Annotated in this window: 16 protein-coding genes; 6 read left to right on the plus strand and 10 right to left on the minus strand. The window is 64.3% G+C overall.

Translation table 11 applies throughout. From position 1 onward, the window contains the following. Positions 1–14: 14 nt before the first annotated feature. The 5 genes from REH59_RS25435 to REH59_RS25455 form a co-directional block, all read right to left on the minus strand. Positions 15–1,346: a DEAD/DEAH box helicase gene (locus REH59_RS25435; protein WP_014592486.1), complete on the minus strand. Its 1,332-nt coding sequence runs from the start codon at positions 1,344–1,346 to the stop codon at positions 15–17. Between the two features lie 55 nt (positions 1,347–1,401). Next, positions 1,402–2,322, minus strand: a complete 921-nt coding sequence (gene yedA, locus REH59_RS25440) for a drug/metabolite exporter YedA (RefSeq protein ID WP_004576856.1) — start codon at positions 2,320–2,322, stop codon at positions 1,402–1,404. A 139-nt stretch (positions 2,323–2,461) separates the two neighbouring features. After that, complete coding sequence (locus REH59_RS25445; protein WP_014861635.1) at positions 2,462–3,073, minus strand: PolC-type DNA polymerase III; 612 nt, start codon at positions 3,071–3,073, stop codon at positions 2,462–2,464. Between the two features lie 9 nt (positions 3,074–3,082). Further along, the gene (locus REH59_RS25450; protein ID WP_003249810.1) at positions 3,083–3,562 is read right to left on the minus strand and encodes an NYN domain-containing protein; all 480 of its coding nucleotides are present in this window, start codon (positions 3,560–3,562) and stop codon (positions 3,083–3,085) included. A 161-nt stretch (positions 3,563–3,723) separates the two neighbouring features. Continuing rightward, the gene (locus tag REH59_RS25455) at positions 3,724–4,482 is read right to left on the minus strand and encodes a DUF2076 domain-containing protein (protein ID WP_014861636.1); all 759 of its coding nucleotides are present in this window, start codon (positions 4,480–4,482) and stop codon (positions 3,724–3,726) included. 167 nt (positions 4,483–4,649) lie between these two features. Here REH59_RS25455 and REH59_RS25460 point away from each other — a divergent pair, with 167 nt between their 5' ends. Beyond that, positions 4,650–5,306: a YciC family protein gene (locus REH59_RS25460; RefSeq protein WP_003249806.1), complete on the plus strand. Its 657-nt coding sequence runs from the start codon at positions 4,650–4,652 to the stop codon at positions 5,304–5,306. 86 nt (positions 5,307–5,392) lie between these two features. After that, positions 5,393–5,911, plus strand: coding sequence for a hypothetical protein (locus REH59_RS25465; protein WP_003249804.1), 519 nt, complete (start codon positions 5,393–5,395; stop codon positions 5,909–5,911). 69 nt (positions 5,912–5,980) lie between these two features. Here the strand turns inward: REH59_RS25465 and hrpB are convergent, their stop codons facing one another. Further along, the gene (gene hrpB, locus REH59_RS25470) at positions 5,981–8,509 is read right to left on the minus strand and encodes an ATP-dependent helicase HrpB (RefSeq protein WP_014861637.1); all 2,529 of its coding nucleotides are present in this window, start codon (positions 8,507–8,509) and stop codon (positions 5,981–5,983) included. A 115-nt stretch (positions 8,510–8,624) separates the two neighbouring features. Here hrpB and REH59_RS25475 point away from each other — a divergent pair, with 115 nt between their 5' ends. Together REH59_RS25475 and REH59_RS25480 are read left to right on the plus strand one after the other, a co-directional pair. Next, the gene (locus REH59_RS25475) at positions 8,625–9,044 is read left to right on the plus strand and encodes a hypothetical protein (protein ID WP_003249801.1); all 420 of its coding nucleotides are present in this window, start codon (positions 8,625–8,627) and stop codon (positions 9,042–9,044) included. 22 nt (positions 9,045–9,066) lie between these two features. Further along, positions 9,067–9,939 carry a cation diffusion facilitator family transporter gene (locus REH59_RS25480; RefSeq protein ID WP_003249799.1) on the plus strand — a complete coding sequence of 291 codons (873 nt, stop codon included), beginning with the start codon at positions 9,067–9,069 and terminating at the stop codon, positions 9,937–9,939. A 27-nt stretch (positions 9,940–9,966) separates the two neighbouring features. Here REH59_RS25480 and REH59_RS25485 read toward each other — a convergent pair whose 3' ends face one another. Beyond that, positions 9,967–10,803: a DUF6515 family protein gene (locus REH59_RS25485; RefSeq protein WP_004576861.1), complete on the minus strand. Its 837-nt coding sequence runs from the start codon at positions 10,801–10,803 to the stop codon at positions 9,967–9,969. Between the two features lie 395 nt (positions 10,804–11,198). On the opposite strand from REH59_RS25485, the gene REH59_RS25490 reads away from it, so the two are divergent. Both REH59_RS25490 and REH59_RS25495 read left to right on the plus strand, forming a co-directional pair. After that, a complete protein-coding gene (locus tag REH59_RS25490) occupies positions 11,199–11,675 on the plus strand; it encodes an Lrp/AsnC family transcriptional regulator (RefSeq protein WP_003249795.1) in 477 nt (158 codons plus the stop codon). Between the two features lie 53 nt (positions 11,676–11,728). Continuing rightward, positions 11,729–11,932, plus strand: a complete 204-nt coding sequence (locus REH59_RS25495) for a DUF2788 domain-containing protein (RefSeq protein WP_003249787.1) — start codon at positions 11,729–11,731, stop codon at positions 11,930–11,932. A 51-nt stretch (positions 11,933–11,983) separates the two neighbouring features. Here the strand turns inward: REH59_RS25495 and REH59_RS25500 are convergent, their stop codons facing one another. From REH59_RS25500 to REH59_RS25510, 3 genes are all read right to left on the minus strand, one after another. Further along, positions 11,984–12,616: a pseudouridine synthase gene (locus REH59_RS25500; RefSeq protein ID WP_014861638.1), complete on the minus strand. Its 633-nt coding sequence runs from the start codon at positions 12,614–12,616 to the stop codon at positions 11,984–11,986. Between the two features lie 6 nt (positions 12,617–12,622). Then, the gene (gene amn / locus REH59_RS25505) at positions 12,623–14,086 is read right to left on the minus strand and encodes an AMP nucleosidase (RefSeq protein WP_003249782.1); all 1,464 of its coding nucleotides are present in this window, start codon (positions 14,084–14,086) and stop codon (positions 12,623–12,625) included. A 105-nt stretch (positions 14,087–14,191) separates the two neighbouring features. Continuing rightward, positions 14,192–15,844, minus strand: coding sequence for an acyl-CoA dehydrogenase family protein (locus REH59_RS25510; protein WP_014861639.1), 1,653 nt, complete (start codon positions 15,842–15,844; stop codon positions 14,192–14,194). Positions 15,845–15,895 lie beyond the last annotated feature (51 nt).

Raw genomic sequence — 15,895 nt, forward strand, 5'->3', positions numbered from 1 at the left:
GCGGCCCCAAAGCCTCAAGGCTTGCGCTTGCGCGGCCCACCATTGAAGCTCGGCACCTTGCGTACAGCCTTCACCGCCGGTTCCGCACTGCCAGCTTCACTGCTGTCCATCCAGCGCCCCAGCCCGCGCTTGGCGCTGTTTTCTTTCGGCTTCTTGGGTTTCTTCGGTTTCTTGATAACCTGCCCACTGGCATCGGTCATCGGCACCCGGTGCTCGGGGATGAAATCCGGCTCTTCATGACGCGGCAGGGTCTGCCGGGTCAGCACCTCGATAGCCGCCAGCAGTTGCACTTCATCCGCACACACCAGCGAAATCGCCTCGCCCTTGTTGCCCGCCCGCCCGGTACGCCCAATGCGGTGCACGTAGTCTTCGGCAACGATCGGCAGGTCGAGGTTGACGACCAGCGGCAAGTCATCGATATCCAGGCCACGGGCCGCCACATCGGTCGCCACCAGAACTTGCACCTCACGGGCCTTGAAGCTGTCCAGCGCACGCTGGCGAGTAGCCTGTGGGCGATCACCGTGGATGCCGTCGGCATTCACGCCTTCGGCCAGCAAGCGCTCCACCAGCTGATCGACGCCATTGCGGGTCTTGGCGAACACCAGCACCTGCTTCCAGCGCTGCTTGCGCAGCAGGTGGCAGAACAGGTCGGCCTTGCGCTTCTTGTCCACAGGCACCAGCCACTGCTTGACGCTGGCGGCCGTGGCGTTGCGCGGGCTCACTTCGATACTGAGCGGGTCATTCAGCGCCAGCCCCGCCAGCATGCGAATCTGATCGGAAAAGGTGGCGGAAAACAGCAGCGTCTGGCGCTTGCGCGGCAGTGCCGCATACACCGACTGCAGCTCTTCGGCAAAGCCCAGGTCAAGCATGCGGTCGGCTTCATCCAGCACCAGGGTCTGCACCTGGTTGAACTTCACGGCGTTCTGCCGGAACAGGTCGAGCAAGCGGCCAGGGGTAGCCACCAGCAGGTCGACACCCCGGCGCAGGCGCATCATCTGTGGGTTGATACTGACCCCGCCATACACCGCGTAAGTACTCAGCGGCAGGTTCTCGGCGTATTCGCGCACGTTGTTGTGCACCTGCTCGGCCAGCTCGCGAGTGGGTACCAGCACCAAGGCGCGGATCGAGTTGCTGGCCACCTTCTCGCCCTCCAGCGCCAGGCGCTGCAGCACAGGCAGGGCAAAGCCTGCGGTCTTGCCGGTACCGGTCTGGGCTGCGGCCATCAGGTCGCGGCCGGCCAGCACGGCGGGGATGGCTTTGGCCTGCACCGGGGTCGGGGTGGTGTAGTCCAGTTGCTGCAGCGTGCGCAGCAGCGGTTCGATCAGGCCGAGTTTGGCGAAATTCATGGCAATACCGTCAGGGGGTTCAGCGAAGGCGGCAAGTTTACCGCATCGCCCCTGCCTACTTGCAGATTTCACCTTTCAACGGTTGCACAGGTTCAGGCGCCTTGCGCCACTGCGGCAGGCCGATCAGCACCACCGCACCGATGATCACTGCCATCGCCACACACTCTTCAGCGCCAATCTGCTCACCGGCAAAGACGATCCCCAGCAGCACCGCCACCGCCGGGTTGACGTAGGCGTAGCTGGTGGCCGCTGCCGGGCGCACGTGCTTGAGCAGGTACATGTAGGCACTGAACGCCAGGATCGAACCGAAGAACACCAGGTAGGCCAGCGCCCCCCAGCCAGCGGCGGTCGGCAGCTGTGTCATGCGTTCGCCCGATAGCACACTGCCCAGCAACAGCACCGCACCCCCGACCAGCATTTCCGCTGCGCTGGCCATCGGCCCCTGAGGCAGCGGCAAGGTCTTGCTCCACACCGAGCCGAACGCCCAGGACGCTGCCGCGAAGATGATCAGCGCCGCACCTATCGGGCTTGCCTGCAGGTTGGAGCCCAGGTTCAGCAGGCCGATGCCCACCAGCCCAAGGGCTATCCCCGCCCATTCCAGCTTCGAATTGCGGTGCCCGAACAACAGGCCGAACAGCAAGGTGAACAGCGGCACCGTCGCCACCGCCAAAGCCGCCACCCCCGAAGCCACGCCGGCATGCTCAGCCACGGTTACCCCGCCGTTGCCACAGCTGAGCAACAAGAAACCGATCGCCCCTGCCGCCCGCCATTGTGGCCAGGTAGGTGCCGGCACGCCGCGCCAACGCAGGAAGCCGTACAGCAGGCCACCGGCGATCAGGAAGCGCACACCGGCCATGAGCATCGGAGGCCAGCTCTCGACGCCGATGCGAATGAACAGGTAAGTGGAACCCCAGACCAGATACAGGGCCAGGAAGGCGCCAATCAGCAGCAGCGGGAAACGACGGGAGGCAGGCATGGGGAAAACTCGAAATCCGTTTACGGGTGCCTCAGTTTAACGGCCTGCCTGGGTGAAGGGACGTTACAGAACGGGTTCAAATGAGCGGCACAATTCTGGTGCATTCGACGTAGGCGACACTCCCCCAGACGTTCACTGGCTAATCCCTGCAGTACTTGGCCAGCGCTTCGCGCAGCTTCGCAGCCGGGGTTTTCTGCAGCCGGCAAAGCAGCTCGTGCGACAGTTGCTGAACCCCGTGGTCCTGGCGCAACACACCCGCCAGATGCTGCAGCAGGTTGGCGGCCATTTCGGCATCGGCCATGGCCCGGTGCGCGGTCCCCGTGTCTGGCAACCCAGCCCAGCGTGTCAAAGTGCCCAGCTTGTGGTTCGGCGCGGCGGGCAGCAGCCGCCGTGACAGCAACAGGGAACACGCGAAGGGCTGGCTGCGGCTGCGGCCAATACGGCCCAGCTCGTAATCCCAGAACTTCTGGTCGAAAGCAGCGTTGTGCGCCAACAATGGGGTGCCGCCGACGAACTCGGCCACCTCGTTCATCACCTTGTCCACCGGCGGCGCACTGCGCAGCATGGCGGTGGTGATGCCGGTCAGCCCTGCGACGAAAGCCGGCACCGGCACGCCTGCATTCATCAGACTCTGGTAGCGCTCGACAATGCGCCCACCCTCGAGCATTACCACCGCCACCTCGGTGGCACGGCAGCCGGTACCGGGGGAAATGCCGGTGGTTTCAAAGTCGATGACAGCGATACGTTCCATGAAAAGACCTTAGTGTTTGAGCAACAGCGCGCCTTCGATGGGCACGTAGCGGGTGGCAGCACGGATCAGTGACAACGCCGTCAGCCCCGGCACGCCATACACCACCGCTTCGGCGCCATGGCGCTGGATTACCCGCTCCAGCAGCAGGTCGAAGTCACCGTCACCGGAGGCCAGCACCACCTGGTCGACCCGGCTGGCCGCGTCGATCACATCCAGAGTAATGCCCACATCCCAGTCACCTTTGGCCGAGCCATCGCTGCGCTGGATGAACGGTTTGAGGCGCACCTCGAAACCGAGGTTGCGCAAGATCTGCTGGAACTGCTGTTGTTTGCTGTCGCCACGGTCGATGGCATAGGCCACCGCCTCGACGATCTGGCCTTCGCGGCTGACATCGGCCCACAGGGCGGTGTAGTTGAAATGGCAGCCGTGGGCCTGGCGCACGGTGTAGTAGAGGTTCTGCACATCGGCGAACAGCGCGATCTTTTTCACCTGGGAACCTCATTTTTGGCCTGGAGTGCTGGGGGGGCTGCTGCGCAGACCTTCGCGGACACGCCCGCCCCCACAGGTATCGCGCGTACACCTGTGGGAGCGGGCGTGCCCGCGAAGGGGCGCAAAGCGCCCCCGGAAATGCCAGCAGTATGCCAGACCTGTCAGACGTAAGAATCGTCGTCCGAGAAGAACCCACCGTCATCGCTGCCAAAACCACCGTCGGCGTATCCGCCCTGGTCACTGCCCCAGCCACCGTTGTCAGCCACTTGCTGCTGCCCGCCCTGGTCGTTCCAGCCACCACTGTCGCTGGCTGGCGCCGGCTCTTCCTTGATGACCTCGACCACTTCTTCCGGTTGCGAGTTGTGGTTGAACAGGCTGCTGATACCCTGCGCCAGCAGCACACCACCGGCCACACCGGCGGCGGTCTGCATGGCCCCGCCAAGGAAGCTGCTGGCCCCGCTGCGCGCAGGCGCGGCGCCATAGCCAGGCTGCGGCGCCTGAGGTTGGCCAAAACCAGGGGCCGACGGCTCGCGCCAGCCACCACCGGACACTACAGGGGGCGCCGAAGGGCGCTGTGGCTGCACCGCCGGCGCTGCGTTGCGCCCACCCGAACCAAAGATGCTGGACAAGAAACCACCCCCGCCATTGCTCGGCGCACTGCTGGCGGCTTGTGCCGCCTGAGCCTGGGCACGGGCCTGCTGCAGCTCGGCTTCCAGTTGCTTGTTCTGTTCGTCGAGGCGCTTGATTGCGGCCTCCTGCACCAAAATCGCCTGGGCCATGTAGTAAGGCGCCGCCGGTTGCTGACGCACGTGCTGCTCGATGCACGCCTGGGCTTGCGCGTCACGCGGCTGGCTCGGGTCTTCGGCTTGCTTGAGGCGGCCGAACAGGCCGTCAATCAGGGTTTGTTCTTCAGTGTTCATGGGGCGACCTCGTGGGGTAGCGGGACATCGGACAGCGTCAAAGATGGGGCGTACAGGCGCGGGATTCAATCACTGCTGCGGTGAAACTTTTTTCAGCAAGTGACAGCCCCAGGCCTGCTTTGGGCTAAAGTTAGGCCCCTGTTTTTACTGCCATGCGATGTTGACTGATGAATCCGCTGAGCGTTTTGCGCGACTCCTTGTACTTCTTCCGCCGTCACCTGCCAAACATCCTGCAGCTGTGCCTGCCGCTGGTGGTGGTGGAAGCCCTGGTCACCCAATTGCTGTACCGGCAGCTGGGCGACCAGGCATCACCGGCCTACGGCATGCTGGTCAGCCTGTTGTTCTACCCGCTGTACAGCGCAGCCCTGATCCTGTACCTGGACACGCGCAGCAACGGCCAGGAAATCGCCAAGCGCGACCTGTTCGCCCGCGCCCTGCAGCTGTGGCCGCAACTGGCCCTGCTGATCCTGATCAGCTCGCTACTGATCATGGCCGGCCTTGCGCTGTTCATCTTCCCGGGGGTGTGGATCATGATCAACCTGGTGTTCGCCGAGTACCTGCTGGTGCTGCGCGGCCGGCCGGTGGTACAGGCGATGCGCGACAGCGCAAGCATGACCACCGGGCATTTCATGCGCATCATGGTCTGCGTGGTAGGCGTGCTGGCGCCGATCTGGCTGATCGACGGGCTGCTGCTGATGGCCTTCCCCGAGCCATCACCCGGGATGGAACTGGCCATGGACAGCCTCAGCGGCTTCCTGCAACTGTTCAGCACCGTGGTGCTGTATCGCCTGTTCATGTTGCTGGAAGGCGAAGCCAGCACCTGAGGCCACCGGGGAATGTTTTCGGCCTGCCGCGCTGCCCAGCCTTGGCGCCAGAGTGCACATCCTCAATGCTGTTCTAGGAGTGCACCATGAACGAAACCATTCAGGCCAGGTACGCCAGGTCTTTTCGCGGCAAGCTGTACATGCGCGCCGTCGACCGGGACATCCCACTACGCCTCAGCCGCAGTTCAGACAAGTTCAGCTGGGGCATTACCCCAGAGGATGACTGGTTGCAGGCGGGGGGAAGGCAGGACTCGCCGGTGATGGACTTTCATTACCACTCGCGGACCAACGATCGCCTGCACTACCGCATCAGCATGCCTGGGCGCCCGGAGACCAAGAAACTAGGGGTCAGCCGCAATGGTTATCTGGGCTTTTACTGGCATGCAGACGTTAGCGAATACTGGAAAATCGAGCCGCTGGCGCTGACAGATGAAGGCCTTGTCTGCCATCTGCGCGACCAGCGGGGCTACAGGGTCGGCGCCCTCACGGATACGCCGCACAGGAGTGGGGAGTGGGTAGCCTTGCTCAACGTCGAGGAAGGCGAAGTGATCACTTTCCTATTGAGGCAAGCAGATCAAGCTTCTCTGGCGGGTGCAATACGATGAATGGCACGACCACTGACACGTCGTGCCCAGCACATGATTTTTTCGGCCTGCCGCACTCGGTGCTGTGCATCAGCGCCCTCTCGGCTTGGCCCGCGCCGTAGCCTCGGCCACCAGAGGGTCGTCCGGCCAGTAATGCTTCGGATAGCGCCCTTTCAGGTCTTTCTTCACCTCGGCATAGGTCGTGCGCCAGAAGCTGGCCAGGTCCTGGGTCACCTGCACCGGCCGACGTGCCGGTGACAGCAGGTGCAGCTTGACCTGCTGCCGGCCGTTGGCGATGCGCGGGGTATCGGCAAGGCCGAACAGTTCTTGCAGACGCACGGCGAGAATCGGCGGGGTTTCGCTGTAATCCAGGCGGATGTTCGAGCCGGACGGCACGGCCAGATGCGCCGGGGCCTGTTCTTCCAGGCGTTGCGGCAGCGGCCAGGGCAGCAGGTTGCGCAGCATCGACGGCAAGTCCAGCGCGGCAAAGTGGCTGAGGCGCGATACTTTGCTCAGGTAAGGCTGCAACCAGTCTTCCAGGCTGGCCAGCAGGGCTTCGTCCCCCAGGTCAGGCCATTCGCTGTGGCCATCCTTCTGCAGGTCGAGCTGACGCAACAGCGCCACACGTGCCTGCCATTGCCGCAGTTCCGGCGTCCAGGTCAGCAGGTTCAAACCTTTGCGCCGGACCAGGCCAAGCAGCGCTCGGGCCCTGGCTTCATCATCCAGCCCGGGCAGCGGCTCGCGGCTGAGGACCAGTTCGCCAACCTTCACCTGGCGCTCGGCGCGCAACACCTGCTCGCGCTCGTCCCAATCAAGGATATCGACCCGCTCGACCTGTTCGGCCAGCACACCCTCGAGCAACGCCGGATCGAATTCGGCGGCCAGATAGATCCGCTCCTCACGCTGCCCCTGGCGGCTACCCAGGTCGGCGATCACCAGCCATGGGCACTTCATCAATGCATCGACTTCGCCAAACTGGGCCGCACGGCCGTTGGCGAGCCGATACTCCGCCCCGCCCGCCCGGCGCTGCTGGGCGACCCGGTCAGGGTAGGCCAGCGCCAACAGGGCGCCCAGCCAGCGCGGGTGGTCCGGGTCGGCAACCGGTGCACCGACCTTGCCACGCAACAGGCCACGGTATTGCCGTGCCAGCTGACGAGCACGCTGCACACCCCCCTGGCCGCCACGCGCAGCCTTGCTCTCACCGCTGACCAGCGCAAGCCGGCTGTGCAAGTCGGCACCACCGCCACGCTGGATGTCCCGCTCCCCCAGCAGTGCAGCCACATCGCAGGCCATCTGTGCCAGGCCCAGGTCCTGACCCCGCAGCAACAAGTGCGCGATGCGTGGGTGAGCCGGCAGTTCGGCCATGGCCTGGCCATGTTCGCTGAGGGTGTCGCGGCTGCCCGGCCGGAAGGCGCTGAGTCGCGCCAACAGGTCCTGGGCCTGGGCGAACGCTGCAGCCGGTGGCTGGTCGAGCCAGCGCAACTGCTCGGGGGTTACACCCCAGCGCGCCAGCTGCAGGGCCAGCCCGGCCAGGTCGGCCTGAAGAATCTCGGCACTCCCATGGGCGGCCAACTGGTCATGCTGGGCCTCGGACCAAAGGCGGTAGCACACGCCGGGCTCCAGGCGGCCGGCACGCCCAGCGCGCTGGGTGGCACTGGCGCGGGAAATGCGCTGGGTGTCCAGGCGGGTCATGCCGCTGCCGGGGTCGAAGCGCGGCACCCGGGCCAGGCCTGCGTCGATCACCACGCGCACGCCATCGATGGTCAGGCTGGTCTCAGCGATGTTGGTGGCCAGCACCACCTTGCGCAGGCCCTTGGCCGGCGGGTCGATAGCGGCGCGCTGGGCATTGAGGTCGAGCTCGCCATGCAGCGGGCACAGCAGAATCTCGGGGCGCGCCCCCAGCGCCTCCTGAAGGCTTTGGTGAACCCGGCGGATCTCGGCTTGCCCAGGCAGGAACACCAGCACGCTGCCGGCCTGGTCAGCCAGCGCATGCAGCACGCTGTCCACCACCCGTGGCTCGATGAATTCGCCTGGCTGGAACGGCCGCCCCCAGCGGATATCCACCGGATGCATGCGCCCTTCGCTGCTGACCACCGGGGCGTCGTCCAACAGCCGCGACAGGCGCTCACCTTCCAGCGTCGCCGACATCAGCAGAATCTTCAGGGGCGGGTCGTCACGCAGCAACTCGCGGCCGTTAAGGCTCAGCGCAAGTGCGAGATCGGCATCCAGGCTGCGTTCGTGATATTCGTCGAAAATCAGCAGGCCCACCCCTTCCAGCGCCGGGTCGGCTTGCAGGCGGCGTGTGAGGATGCCTTCGGTCACCACTTCAATACGGGTTTTCGGGCCGACCTTGCTGTCCAGACGGATGCGGTAACCCACCGTTTCCCCAACCTGCTCGCCCAGCTCACTGGCCAGCCGTTCGGCCGCTGCCCGCGCAGCCAGGCGCCGTGGCTCGAGCATGAGGATGCTCTGCCCGGCCAGCCACGGTTCGTGCAGCAGCGCCAGTGGCACGCGGGTGGTCTTGCCAGCGCCAGGCGGCGCTTCAAGCACCACTTCGTCACGGTTTTCCAGAGCCTGGCGCAGGGCGGGCAAGGCAGCATCAATGGGTAATGAAATCATGGTGGTCCTCGAACAGTCTCGCGAGTATAACGGCGAACCCAGCCTGCTCTATCATGGTCTTAGCATCAGGCGCAGGCGCTTCGCTTGCCCTGCTGAACACTTTTCGGAGATTTACATGCGTATCTCGACCCGCGTCATCGGTGGCGCCCTCATCGCCACCCTGCTGACCCAACTGACGGCCTGCGGCACCATTTTCTACCCGGACCGGCGCGGCCAAATCGGCGGCAAGATCGACCCTGTGGTTGCCGCCATGGATGCCATTGGCATCCTGTTCTATGTAATCCCGGGGCTGATTGCCTTCGGTATCGACTTTGCCACCGGCGCCATCTACTACCCAGGTGGCCGCACTGCCCAGGTTGACCCGGCCAAACTGCAAGAAGCCGTCAGCCCGGATGGCAAGGTCGACAACCTGAAGCTGCAAGCCATTCTGGAAAGCGAACTGGGCCAGCGCCTGCCGCTGAACGACCCACGGCTGATCCAGCACCGCGGCAGCATCGAACAACTGGCCAGTATGGGCCTGGTTCCGGCAGCCTGAGCCACACGGACACTGACCACGGATGATCACTACTCCGGCTGAACACCAGCGCCTGCTCCGCCTGGCCACGCGCGCGTCATTGGCGGTGGCCAGCATCTTGGTGCTGAGCAAGGCGCTGGCCTGGTGGCTGAGTGGTTCGGTGAGCCTGCTGGCCGGGCTGACTGACTCGGCACTGGACGCCGTGGCCTCGTTCCTCAACCTGCTGGCGGTGCACTACGCCCTGCGCCCGGCAGACGACGATCACCGGTTCGGCCATGGCAAGGCCGAGGCCTTGGCCGGTATGGCGCAGGCGCTGTTCATCGGTGGCAGTGCGGTGCTGATCGGGGTGCAGGCGGTCGAGCGCCTGTCCACCCCGCAACCGCTGGGTGATACCTCAATCGGAATCGCGGTGATGCTGCTGTCGCTGGTGCTGACGGTCGCCCTGCTGGCACTGCAGTACAAGGTCATCCGGCTCACCGGCTCTACTGCGGTACGGGCAGATTCCCTGCACTACCGTTCTGACTTGTTGCTCAACGGCAGCATTCTGCTGGCCCTGTTGCTGGCGCGTTTTGGCTGGCCGCAGCTGGATGCGCTGTTCGGCCTTGGCATCGCCTTTTACATCCTTTGGAGCGCGCTGCAAATTGCCCGCGAAAGTACGGCGATCCTGATGGACAAGGCGTTACCCGGCGACGTTGGCGAGGACATGGCCGCGCTGGTGCTGGCCGTTGCAGGCGTGAAAGGCGTGCATGACCTGCGCACGCGCGTGTCGGGCAACCAGTGGTTTGTGCAACTGCACCTGGAGCTGCCGGGGCAACTGCCGCTGCATGAGGCGCACAGCTTGTGCGTGGAGGCCTCGCGGGTGATCCGCCAGCGTTACCCACAGGCGGACGTGATGGTGCACGCCGACCCGGTATGAGGTAATTAATCCCTACCCCTGCAGGGTTCAGTTGATGCTGTAACCCCGACCACTGAAACAGGCCCCCAGCGCCCGCTGGTAGTGGCTGAGCACAGTGGCCGCCGGTGCGTACGTCGCCGTCGCCGGGTCGAAGCCTGACTGGCTCACCGCCCAGCGATGGCACTGGTAGCGGTCCTGCTCCTGCTGTTCCTGACCCTGGCCATACATCGGATAGGCCACCACGTCATACCCACCATTTGCCGGGGCCACCGGCACGGGCGACGGCACGCCGACCGGCGGATTGACCACCACATATTCCTGGCTGTCTGCCAGGTACTGGTAATAGGTATCGGCCACCAGAAAGAACAGCGCACCACCCAACCACACTTCCCGCGCATAAGGCGGCAGGTAATTGACCCGCACGCCGTACGGCGGGGTCACCACGATGTAACTGCCCCCGTGCGGGCGGTACCAGTACCCCCCCGAGTAGAAATAATCAGCGCCCCGGTAGGGTACTTTCCAGTAGCGGTCAGAAAAATGGTCCACCGTGTGCCCCGGGCGATACTGCGGCCCAGGCCCCCAGCCATTGCCGTGGCCATCCGGGCGCCCGTGCCAGTCGCCACCGGGCCGTTGCCCCGGGCCACCGGCTTGCCAGTGGTGATCATCACCGTGGCGGCGGGGAATGTCCTGGTAATACCCCTGGCGCGGCGGTTGGGTCTGGCGCACTTCGTCGCGCGAGTTGAGCGAGCGCCCCGGCCCACCCTCACCTTGCACCTGCTGGCCACGTTCACCGGGCCCTTCGCCGGGCCCTTCAGCCAAGGCCCCAAGGCTGATGCTCAAACCCAGCAAACCAACACCTGCCAACTGCCAGATGCGCGACGTCATGGTGTTCCTCTCGGTAGAAAAAACTGCAACCAACGCCAGTCTACCGCGCCCACCACACAGGCCAATTAAAATTCCCGACATGAAAAAAGGGAGGCCACAGGGCCTCCCTTCAGGAATTGTCGTCCGTGCTCGGCACTTGTGGCGCCGGCTCACCTCACACCGTCTTCTGGAAGGTGTGTAGCCCGGGGGCCTGCAGATCCTGTTGGATGGCTGGCCGCAACCGCCCGCCTAGGGCGCGTCGCCGTGGACTGATGTCCGGGCAGTGATTCTGGTGATAAAGATACCGGACGGGTTGCGACAGAGGATTGCGAAGATTGCTCAGATAAATAGCACTTGCGCAATTTTTCACCCTGGATTGATAATTCGCAGCAATCCGAACAGAAAAGGCAAATGCCATGAGCAAACTTGACCGCTACGACCTGAGCATCCTCGCCGAATTGCAGCGCGATGCGCGCATTTCCAACCAGGAATTGGCCGAACGCATCGGCCTGTCGCCATCGCCATGCTCGCGTCGGGTCAAGCAACTGGAGGACGACGGCTACATTTCGCGCCAGGTGGCCCTGCTCGACCGCAAGAAGCTGGGCCTGAGCCTGACCGCCTATGTATTGATAGGCATGGACCGCCACACCCCGGAACGCTTTGAAACATTCGAGGCCGCCATCCGCAACCTGCCACAGGTGCTCGAATGCAGCCTGGTCACCGGCATGGATGCGGACTATCAGTTGAAAGTGGTGGTGCCGGACATGGACCACTACCAGAAACTGCTTCTAGGCAGCCTGACGCGTATCGAAGGCGTCACCAGCGTGCGTTCGAGCTTCGTGCTCAACCAGGTGTTGGCCAGCACCGAGCTGCCATTGACCCACCTGCGTTAATTGCTTACCCAGCCGACGTATAATCGGACGCTCAACCCGCCTGGAGAACACCGATGGATCCCGCCGTATTCGAAGAATGGATGATGATCATTCTGGTCACCGTGTTGATCGGTTTCATGGGCTTCATCGTCTGGGACCTGGCAAAAAAGTCCAAGGCGGGTAAGTTCGGGACGCTGATCCTGTTCTTCGTGCTGGGCCTGGGGGTGCTGGCCTTCATCATCAAAAGCGTGGTGGTGGGGTTTCTGGAAGGCGTATAAAACATTTCAGGGCCATTCGCGGGCGTGCCCGCGAACAGGCCCTGACCTGAACTAAAGCTTGGCAGGGACCTCCCGCCAGCAACCCTGCTCCAGCCCATCCAGCGCCCAGTCACCAATGCGCACGCGCACCAGGCGCAAGGTCGGCAGCCCCACCGCCGCCGTCATGCGCCGCACCTGGCGGTTACGCCCTTCGCGAATCACCAGCTCCAGCCAGCTGGTTGGCACGCTCTTGCGAAAGCGTACCGGCGGGTTGCGCGGCCACAGTTCGGGTTCTTCCAGGCGCCGCGCCTCAGCCGGCAAGGTCGGCCCATCATTCAGCGCCACACCATCGCGCAAACGCTGCAACTGCTCGTCACTCGGTTCGCCTTCTACCTGGACCCAGTAGGTCTTGGCCAGCTTGTGCTTCGGGTCGGCAATCCGCGCCTGCAACCCGCCATCGTTGGTCAACAACAGCAAGCCTTCACTGTCACGGTCCAGCCGCCCGGCCGGGTACACGCCCGGGATGTCGATGAAGTCCTTGAGCGTCGCGCGCCCTTCACCGTCGCTGAACTGGGTCAGCACGTCGAACGGTTTGTTGAACAGGATCAGGCGCGGCTCGGCAGGTGGCGCCTTGGCCTGGCGACGCGGGCCGGCGGCAGGCCGCACCTGGGGGCGGCGCGGCTTGTTACGGGGTGGCAGTGACATGGATCCTCAGCGGAACGGCGGCTCATCGAAGCTGCGCAGTTTACGCGAGTGCAGCGAGTTCAGCTCGGTGCGCAGCAGGTCGAGGGCAGCAATGCCGATCTTCAGGTGCTGGCTGACCGCTCGGTTGTAGAAGGCGTTGGCCGAACCTGGCAGTTTGATCTCGCTGTGCAGCGGCTTGTCGGACACACACAGCAAGGTGCCGTAAGGCACGCGCAAACGGTAGCCCTGGGCAGCAATGGTGCCGCTTTCCATGTCCACCGCCACGGCACGCGACAGGTTGATCAGCGGGCGTTCCTGGGCCCAGCGCAACTCCCAGTTGCGGTCGTCGTAGGTCAGCACGGTGCCGGTGCGCAGGCGCTTTTTCAACTGCTCGCCACGCTCGCCAGTGACCTGTGCGGCAGCCTCCTGCAAGGCCATCTGCACTTCGGCCAGGGCCGGGATCGGGATATTCGGCGGCACGACCCGGTCGAGAATGCCGTCACGGCGCATATAGGCGTGTGCCAGCACGTAGTCGCCGATGGTCTGCGACTGCCGCAGGCCGCCGCAGTGGCCGATCATCAGCCAGCAATGCGGGCGCAGCACGGCCAGGTGATCGGTGATGTTCTTGGCGTTGGACGGGCCGACACCAATGTTGACCAAGGTAACGCCATTGCCGTCGGCGGCGATCAGGTGGTAGGCCGGCATCTGGAAGCGGTGCCAGACCACGCTGGCCACCAGAGCCTGGGTTTCGCCATGGTCCATGCCCTTTTCGATCACGACGTTGCCCGGCAGCACCATACGCACGAAGCGCGAGTCGTCACGCAGCTGTTCCAGGCCATGGCTGATGAACTGGTCGACATAGCGGTGGTAGTTGGTCAGCAGGATCCACGGCTGTACATGGCGCCAGTCGCTGCCGGTGTAGTGCACCAGGCGGCGCAGCGAGAAGTCGACCCGCGCGGCATCGAACAATGCCAGTGGCATGATTTCAGCATGGTCCCAGTCGTACAGGCCATCGGCGATGTTGTCGGTGGCCGCCGACAGGTCGGTGCTGGGGAACACCCGCGCCAACTGCGCAGCGGTAATGCCGCTGCCGGCCAATTCGTCGCCCTGGTCGACCACATAGGGGTAAGGGATGTTCTGCTCGCTGACGCCGACTTCTACCGTAACGGTGTAGTCATGCATCAGCGGGCGCAGTTGCTCCAGCAGGTAGCCACGGAACGCAGCGGGCTGGGTGACGGTGACGCTGTAGGTGCCGGCAACCTGGACCTTGGCATAAGCGCGGGTGGTGGCGGCGACTTCGCCATGGCTATAGTAGGTCAGGCGCAGTGCCGGGTAGCGGAACAGGTCGCGCTCATCGGTATCGGGCTCGGTACGGTCCTTCAGGTAACGCTTGAGGGCCTGACTCAGGGCACCTGTGGCCTGTTCATGCAAGGCCGCCAGACGGTCGACGGCCTGTTCGGGGGTATCAACGACTACAAAAGCGTGGCTCACACTGTGCTTCCTGTCTGGACATGCATGTGATCCATCTTGCCTGCCTTCTTGGTTAAATACACCCCCATTGATCGGTGTTGGGTGCATTCGCGGGCAAGCCCGCTGCTACAACGGCCAGGCAGGCGTAGCCCTTGTTACCAATGCCATCACATCCACACCTCGCGGCAGCGCCCCGTACACCCGGCCACCACCGGCCAAGCGGCTGCCGATAAACGCATCACTGACCTCCGTATTCCCCGCCTCCAGCAGCAGCTTGGCCTGCAACGCCAGGGCAATATCCTCGGTCAGTTGCCGCGCGCGGTACTGCATGTCACCGGTGTCGGCAAACGCCCCCTTGAGGTTGCCGATATGCGCCGCCAGGCGCGGGTCGCCATGCCCGTCACCCAGCTCGACAAACAGTGCATCGAGTACGCCCGGCTCCTTGGACAAGGCCCGCAGCACATCCAGGCACTGCACGTTGCCCGAGCCCTCCCAGGTCGAGTTGACCGGTGCCTCGCGGTACAGCCGTGGCAGAATGCTGTCTTCCACATAACCCGCGCCACCCAGGCATTCGGCGGCCTCGTTGATCATGGCCGGCGCACGTTTGCAGATCCAGTACTTGCCCACCGCCGTGACCAGCCGGGCGAAATGCGCCTGCTGCGGGTCGTCCAGTTGCTCCAGCGCCTGGCCCATGCGCAAGCTCAGGGCAAGCGCAGCCTCGCTTTCCAGGGCCAGGTCGGCCAGCACGTTCTGCATCAGAGGTTGCTCATTGAGCACCCGCCCGCCGACCTTGCGATGCGCGCAATGGTGGGCCGCCTGCGTCAACGCCTGGCGCATCAGTGCGCTGGAGCCGACCATGCAGTCGAACCGGGTCATGGCGACCATCTCGATGATGGTCGGCACGCCGCGTCCCTCTTCGCCAATCATCCATGCCAGCGCACCGCGGAACTCCACCTCGCTGGAGGCGTTGGAGCTGTTGCCCAGCTTGTTCTTCAGGCGCTGGATATAGAACTGGTTGCGGTTGTCATCGGGGCGGTGGCGCGGCAGTAGGAAGCAGCTCAGGCCTTTTTCGGTTTGCGCCAAGGTCAGGAAAGCGTCGCACATCGGCGCCGAGCAGAACCACTTGTGGCCAACCAGCTCATAAGCCTGCCCCGGGCCTGGCGCACCGACCGGATAGGCCCGGGTAGTGTTGGCGCGCACATCGGTGCCGCCCTGCTTTTCGGTCATGGCCATGCCCAGGGTGACCCCGGCCTTGTGCCGGTCGCCAATGTTGCGCGGGTCATATTCGCAGGCAAGGATTTTCGGCAGCCAGTATTCAGCCAGCTCAGGCTGCAGGCGCAATGCCGGCACGGCGGCAAACGTCATGGTCAGCGGGCAGCCGGTGCCGGCCTCGGCCTGGCTGTGCAGGTAGGTCATCGAAGCCCGTGCAACATGGGCGCCAGCACGGGGTTCGGCCCATGGCAAAGAAGGCAGGCCATGTTCGACGGCGGTACGCATCAGCTCATGGTAGGCCGGGTGGAACTCGACCAGGTCGATGCGATGGCCATAGCGGTCGTGGCTGCTGAACTCGGGTTTGTGCGCGTTGGCCAGGAAGCCTGCCTGCATCAGCGGGCCGCCGGCCAGGGCACCATAGGCGTCGATCCGCGACTCGGCCCAGCCCGCGCCAAAACGCCTTGACCATTCTTGCAATGGCAGGTCGAGGCGGTACAGGTTGGCACCGTCGAGCGGCGGCGGCTGGTTGGTGACTTCGTGGGTTTCAGCGTACTGGTGCAGGCTCATCGGGGGGCTCCTGGATCCGGGTAGGCTTGAGAGACCCAGTGAAGCACTGCT

Origin of the sequence: Pseudomonas sp. BO3-4 (genome assembly GCF_034044115.1) — a bacterium.
Classification (GTDB): domain Bacteria; phylum Pseudomonadota; class Gammaproteobacteria; order Pseudomonadales; family Pseudomonadaceae; genus Aquipseudomonas; species Aquipseudomonas alloputida.

What these genes read in the sequence shown, in the direction of transcription:
- REH59_RS25435 (WP_014592486.1), bottom strand. Translation starts at nt 1,346, where the DNA reads ATGAATTTCGCCAAACTCGGCCTGATCGAACCGCTGCTGCGCACGCTG.
- yedA (WP_004576856.1), bottom strand. Translation starts at nt 2,322, where the DNA reads ATGCCTGCCTCCCGTCGTTTCCCGCTGCTGCTGATTGGCGCCTTCCTG.
- REH59_RS25445 (WP_014861635.1), bottom strand. Translation starts at nt 3,073, where the DNA reads ATGGAACGTATCGCTGTCATCGACTTTGAAACCACCGGCATTTCCCCC.
- REH59_RS25455 (WP_014861636.1), bottom strand. Translation starts at nt 4,482, where the DNA reads ATGAACACTGAAGAACAAACCCTGATTGACGGCCTGTTCGGCCGCCTC.
- REH59_RS25460 (WP_003249806.1), top strand. Translation starts at nt 4,650, where the DNA reads ATGAATCCGCTGAGCGTTTTGCGCGACTCCTTGTACTTCTTCCGCCGT.
- REH59_RS25465 (WP_003249804.1), top strand. Translation starts at nt 5,393, where the DNA reads ATGAACGAAACCATTCAGGCCAGGTACGCCAGGTCTTTTCGCGGCAAG.
- hrpB (WP_014861637.1), bottom strand. Translation starts at nt 8,509, where the DNA reads ATGATTTCATTACCCATTGATGCTGCCTTGCCCGCCCTGCGCCAGGCT.
- REH59_RS25475 (WP_003249801.1), top strand. Translation starts at nt 8,625, where the DNA reads ATGCGTATCTCGACCCGCGTCATCGGTGGCGCCCTCATCGCCACCCTG.
- REH59_RS25480 (WP_003249799.1), top strand. Translation starts at nt 9,067, where the DNA reads ATGATCACTACTCCGGCTGAACACCAGCGCCTGCTCCGCCTGGCCACG.
- REH59_RS25485 (WP_004576861.1), bottom strand. Translation starts at nt 10,803, where the DNA reads ATGACGTCGCGCATCTGGCAGTTGGCAGGTGTTGGTTTGCTGGGTTTG.
- REH59_RS25490 (WP_003249795.1), top strand. Translation starts at nt 11,199, where the DNA reads ATGAGCAAACTTGACCGCTACGACCTGAGCATCCTCGCCGAATTGCAG.
- REH59_RS25495 (WP_003249787.1), top strand. Translation starts at nt 11,729, where the DNA reads ATGGATCCCGCCGTATTCGAAGAATGGATGATGATCATTCTGGTCACC.
- REH59_RS25500 (WP_014861638.1), bottom strand. Translation starts at nt 12,616, where the DNA reads ATGTCACTGCCACCCCGTAACAAGCCGCGCCGCCCCCAGGTGCGGCCT.
- REH59_RS25510 (WP_014861639.1), bottom strand. Translation starts at nt 15,844, where the DNA reads ATGAGCCTGCACCAGTACGCTGAAACCCACGAAGTCACCAACCAGCCG.